Here is a 5,167-nt window from a genome sequence, read left to right on the forward strand (position 1 = left end):
ACGGCTGAACCGCTGCCCCGCCCCGGCCCGTACGCGGCGCGCTGCCCGGTGCTGCCCGGCGCCGGGCAGCGCGCCGCGTACGGGCCCCGGCACGGGCGCGTACCCCCGCCCGCGCCGGGGCCGCCCGCGCCGGGACCGGGCGCGCCGGGACCGGGCGCGCCGCCCGCAGCCGGTACCCGTCGACGTGCCCGGCTCAGCCGATGTCGGGCGGGTCGATACGGATATGGGCCGGGGGCCCCTCGCGCCGGGTGAGCCGGGCGACCAGCGCGGTCTTCAGCGCGGCGGCCAGCGCGGCACCCCCGCCCGTCGGGACGCGCACCAGGGCCCGCTCCCACCGCTCGCCCGGCGGCGGTGCGCCGGGCCTGCGCGGCTGTCCGTGCTCCGTGACCGGCAGCGGCACCGGGCCCAGGACCTCCGCGGACGCGGGCAGTTCGGCGGAGGCGAGCAGCGCGGCCACCGCCTCCGGCGGTCCGGTGACCGCCGCCATCCGGGAGACCGGGGGGAAGCCCAGCTCGGCCCGGTCCGCCAGCTCCCGGCGCGCGTGGCCCGCGGGGTCCCAGCGGACCAGCGCCTGGACGGGGCGCAGCGCCTCCTCGGCGACGACCACCACACTGCCGCCCTGCTCCTGGGGGCGTACCAGCGAGGCGGCCCCGAGCCAGCGGCGCAGCGCCTCCTCGCCCGCGCGCAGATCGGGGCGGCCCAGCAGCGCCCAGCCGTCCAGCAGCAGCGCCGCGGCGTAGCCGGGGCCCGCCTCGGGGACGGGCTCGGCGCCGGGCGTGGCCACGATCAGCGCGGGCCGCTCCGGCACCGTCGCCAGCACATGCTCGCCGCCGGAGGTGCGGACCGGCACCGCGGGAAAGGCGCGGCCCAGCTCCTCCGCCGTCCGCCGGGCGCCGAACGCCTGGCCGCGCAGCCGGACTCCGCCGCAGTGCGGGCAGTGCCAGTCCGGCGCGGCCCGCGCGCACCAGCCGCAGCGCAGCTCCGCGCCCCGGCCCGCGGCTTCGAGCGGGCCCGCGCAGTGCGCGCAGCGGGCGGGCTCGCGGCAGCGCTCGCAGGCGAGCCGGGGGACATAGCCCCGCCGGGGGACCTGGACCAGCACCGGGCCCCGGGCCAGTGCCTCGCGCGCCGTCTGCCAGGCGAGGCTCGGCAGCCGTGCGCTGCGGGCCGCGGAGTCCCTGGCCTCCTCCCACTCACCCACGGTGCGCACCAGCGGGGCGGTGGAGCGGACGACGGCGCGGTCGGCGGCGAGGGGGCGGGCGAAGCCGGACTCCACGAGCTGTGCGGCCTCGACGGTGCAGCCGTGCGCCCCGAGCAGAAAGCCCGCCTGCTCGGTGACGGCCCGCTGGAGCAGCACCTCGCGGGCGTGCGGCTGGGGGGCGCGGTCGTCGCTCTGGCTGGAGTCGCCGTCCTCCCAGATCGCGGCCAGCCCGAGGTTCCGCACGGGGGCGAACATCGCGGCCCGGGTGCCGACGACGGCGCGGACGGCGCCGCGGTTGACGGCGAGCCAGCGCGCGTAGCGGGCCTCGGGGCCGGCGTCGGCGGTGAGCAGCACATGTTGGCCTTCGCCGACGAGGGCGGTGAGCGCGGCGTCGACCTGTCCGGCGGAGCGGCCGTCCGGCAGCACGGCGAGCGCCCCGCGGCCCGCGGCGAGCGTGGCGGCGAGGGCGCGGGCCAGCTCGTCCGCCCAGCTCGCGGGGCCCGGCAGCGCGGTCCACACGGCGCGCGGACTCTCCCGCGCGGCCAGCGCGGCGAGAAAATCGGCGCCCCGCGCATACCGCGTCCAGCTGCCCGGCTCCGGCGGCTGCGGCCGGGCACGGCGCCGGGGGGACGGCCTGCGCTCGGCGCGGGCCATCCGGGGCGGGACGGCGAGCTGCACCACGTCGGCGAGCGAGCCCGCGTACCGGTCGGCCACGGCGCGGCACAGCTGGAGCAGCCCGGGGCCGAGCACGGGCTCGGGCGACAGCACCTGCGCGAGCGGGGCGAGCTTGCCGGAGAAGTCGGTGTCGGCACGCCGCTCCACGACGAACCCGTTGGTCAGCCGTCCGCCCTCCCTGCGGCCCTCCCGCTCCCCGGCGCCGAACCTGACCCGGACGCGGACGCCGGGCTGGGCCTCCTCGTCCATGGCGGCGGGCACGGCGTAGTCGAAGAGGCGATCGAGGTGGACCAGCCCCTTGTCGACCAGCACCCGCGCGACCGGCAGCCGGGGCGCCAGTTCGGCTCCGCGCCAGGTGCGGGGCCTGGCTTTGGGCGGCTGCCGGCGCTCCTTGTGCTCGCGCACCGTATCCCGGATGAGCGCGAGCTGCTCCGGCGGCTCAGCTTCCCGCGCCGCCGGCTCTTCCCGCTGCTCATCACCCCTGCTCACAGCCCCAGTATTAACAGACACCGCCGACACCTCCCGCTCGCCGACCCCACCGGACGCACCGGACCCGCCGACGCCCCGCCGCCGGGCCGGACGGCTACTCCCCTCCCGGCCGGGCGGGCGCCGAGCCGCGCGTGCCTCCGGCGCCCGTGGAGCCGAGCGCCTCGGCGGTCTCGGGGGCCCCTGGGCGCCGCCCGGTCAGGGACGGGGCACAGGCGAGCCCGCAGCCGAGCGAGCCGCCGAGGAATAACGCCGGCCCCGCGAGCAGCAGCCGTCTGCGCCCGTACAGGTCGGAGAACCGGCCGTACACCGGCACGCTCACCGACGACGTCAGCAGAGAGGCGGTGACCAGCCAGACGTACCACGCGTCCGAACCGCCGACCTGCTCGACGATGCGGGGCAGCGCCGTCCCGAGCACTGTGCCGTCCAGCATGGCGAGAAAGGCGCAGCCCAGCAGCGCGAACATCACCAGCCGCCGGCGGCGCCCGCTGAGCGCCGGGTACGGGTCCGCCCCGGTCACACCGCCGCCTCCCGGCCGGCCAGCGCGCCGTGCAGAAAGAGCTCCACCAGCTCCCGCGTGCTCAGCGGCTCGGGAGCACCCGGGCGCCCGGTCGACATGAGGAACATCTGGAACGCGTCCGCGAGCCGCTCCGGCGACAGCCGCAGCGCCTCCCGGTCCGGCTCGAACAGCGCCGCCAGCGCCGACCGGGGCGCCGCCAGCCCGGCCTCCCGGTCCGGAGCGGGCTCCTCCTCGCCCGGCGGCGTCCGCGACAGCTTCCCCACCGCCGCCAGCGCCCCGGCGACATCCCCTATCCGGTCCATATACCCCCGCACCACCTCGGCCGCCTCCGTCAGCCGGGCGGCCAGCGGCTGGTCCAGCGCTATCGAGGCCAGATGCGCGACGGTGTCATCGGGCCGCACCGCCTCGTCCATGCAGGCGCCCAGCAGCGCGTCCTTGTCCGGAAAGACGCGGAAGATCGTGCCCTCCCCGATCCCCGCGGCTCGGGCGATCTTCGCCGTGGTGACCGCCCCGCCGTACTCGATGACGAGCGGCAGCGCGGCCGTCACGATCATCGCCCGCCGCTGGTCAGGACTCATAGCCGGCGCCCTGCGCCGCGCGGAACTCTCAGCCATGCCTCCACGCTACGGAGTGAGCACTCACTCCGTCAAGGAGCCAGTCACCACCCGGACGGCTGATACCGGTGGGTCATGCCGGGTTCGCCCCCTCGACGCCGGGCCCGCCCTCCTGTTGCCTGCGAAAGGGGAAACGGGAAACACCCCCATTCGCCTTGTTGGTCCGGGCCGCCTGCCCCACGCTGACTTCCGGTGACCGGCTGCTGCCCGGAGTGAGAGACGGAGGTCGAAGTGGACCAGCAGCCGACCCGGTTCGGACCGGAACTGCGCAGACGGCGCCTCGAAGCGGGACTGACCCTCAGCGGCCTCGCCGCACTCGTGCACTACAGCAAGGGCCAGCTCAGCAAAGTCGAACGCGGCCTCAAGACACCCAGCCCGCAGCTGGCCCGCCTCTGCGACACCGCCCTGAGCGCGGACGGCGCCCTCGCGGACCTGATCCCGCTCCACCGCGCGCCCGAACCACCCGGAAACGGCGTACCCACCGCCCGGAAGCCCGAGGACGCAACCGAAGGCGAGGCATGGCTGATGCATCTCTCCGCCGAGGGGCCGAGCTGGTTCCAGCCAGTGGACCGGCGCACGCTGATGGCGGCCGGCGCGGCCGGCGCGGCCTCCGTCGTTCCGCTGGGCGCTGTCCGGCCGGTCGGCCCCGTCCCGCACCCGGACGACACCACGGTGCTGAGCGCCGCACGCTCCCTCTTCGACCAGTACCGCCGGCTCGGCCAGTCCACCGGTCCGCAACTCGTTCTCCCGCCCCTCATCGCGCAGACCCACAGCCTCCGCCAGCTCGCCTCCCGGTCGGGCCCGCGCACCCGGCACCGGCTCCTCGCGCTGGCCTCGCGATACGCCGAGTACATCGGCTGGCTCGTCCAGGAGAGCGGGGACGACCGGGGCGCGCTCCGGTGGACGGACCACGCGGTCCAGCTGGCGGAGGCAGGCGGGGACCGCGACCTCGCCGCCTACGCGCTGGTGCGCCGCGCGCTCGTGACGCTCTACCGCGACGACGCGGCGCAGACCGTGGAACTGGCCCGGCGCGCCCAGGAGACCGGACGCCCGCCCCGTATTCGCGGGCTCGCGGCCCAGCGCGAGGCGCAGGGACACGCCCTGGCAGCCGACTACGACGCGTGCATGCGCTGCCTGGACCGCGCCCGCGAACTCCTCACGCGCGAGAGCGACGAGGGGTCCGGCGCCCCTGTCATCGGTACCACCGCGCTGCCCGACCCGGTCGCGATGATCACCGGCTGGTGTCTGTACGACCTCGGCCGCCCCCGCGAAGCGGCCACCGTACTCGACCGCGAGACCGCCCGGCTCCCCGCCGACGCGCTGCGCTCCCAGGCGCGCTACGGCCTCCGCAGGGCGCTCGCGCACGCCGCGGCGGGCGAGACCGATCACGCGTGCACCCTCACCGAGGCCCTCGTCCCCGCCACGGACGCCGTCTCCTCCGCCACCGTCGCGGCCGATCTGCGCCGCCTGGCCCGCGCCTTCACCCGCCGTCCCTCCCCCGCGACCCGCGCCCTGGCCCCCTGGTTCGCCGGCCATCCGTGACCCCACGAGAGACATCTCACGTGCCTAAGAAGTCAAGCTGCGGCGGCTGGAGCTGCTGAGAAGGAGGTGAATGCGTGATGCTCGTCGAAGAGCTGCCGGTTGTGCAGGCAGTGGTAGAGCTGACCGAGCAAG

At 76.9% G+C, this 5,167-nt stretch carries 4 protein-coding genes; 1 reads left to right on the forward strand and 3 read right to left on the reverse strand.

Features of this window, described 5'->3' with window-relative positions; genetic code table 11:
• Positions 1–193 precede the first annotated feature (193 nt).
• From G5C65_RS30755 to G5C65_RS30765, 3 genes are all read right to left on the reverse strand, one after another.
• Complete coding sequence (locus G5C65_RS30755; protein ID WP_165302334.1) at positions 194–2,362, reverse strand: primosomal protein N'; 2,169 nt, start codon at positions 2,360–2,362, stop codon at positions 194–196.
• A gap of 94 nt (positions 2,363–2,456) precedes the next feature.
• A complete protein-coding gene (locus G5C65_RS30760; RefSeq protein ID WP_338146747.1) occupies positions 2,457–2,879 on the reverse strand; it encodes an MFS transporter in 423 nt (140 codons plus the stop codon).
• Positions 2,876–3,493: a TetR/AcrR family transcriptional regulator gene (locus tag G5C65_RS30765; RefSeq protein WP_165302335.1), complete on the reverse strand. Its 618-nt coding sequence runs from the start codon at positions 3,491–3,493 to the stop codon at positions 2,876–2,878. The genes G5C65_RS30760 and G5C65_RS30765 overlap by 4 nt, the downstream gene beginning before the upstream one ends.
• 231 nt (positions 3,494–3,724) lie before the next feature.
• Here G5C65_RS30765 and G5C65_RS30770 point away from each other — a divergent pair, with 231 nt between their 5' ends.
• Complete coding sequence (locus tag G5C65_RS30770) at positions 3,725–5,035, forward strand: NsdA family TPR-like regulatory protein (RefSeq protein ID WP_165302336.1); 1,311 nt, start codon at positions 3,725–3,727, stop codon at positions 5,033–5,035.
• The last annotated feature ends 132 nt before the right edge of the window (positions 5,036–5,167 follow it).

The organism is Streptomyces boncukensis (assembly GCF_011045075.1).
Taxonomy (GTDB): Bacteria; Actinomycetota; Actinomycetes; order Streptomycetales; family Streptomycetaceae; genus Streptomyces; species Streptomyces boncukensis.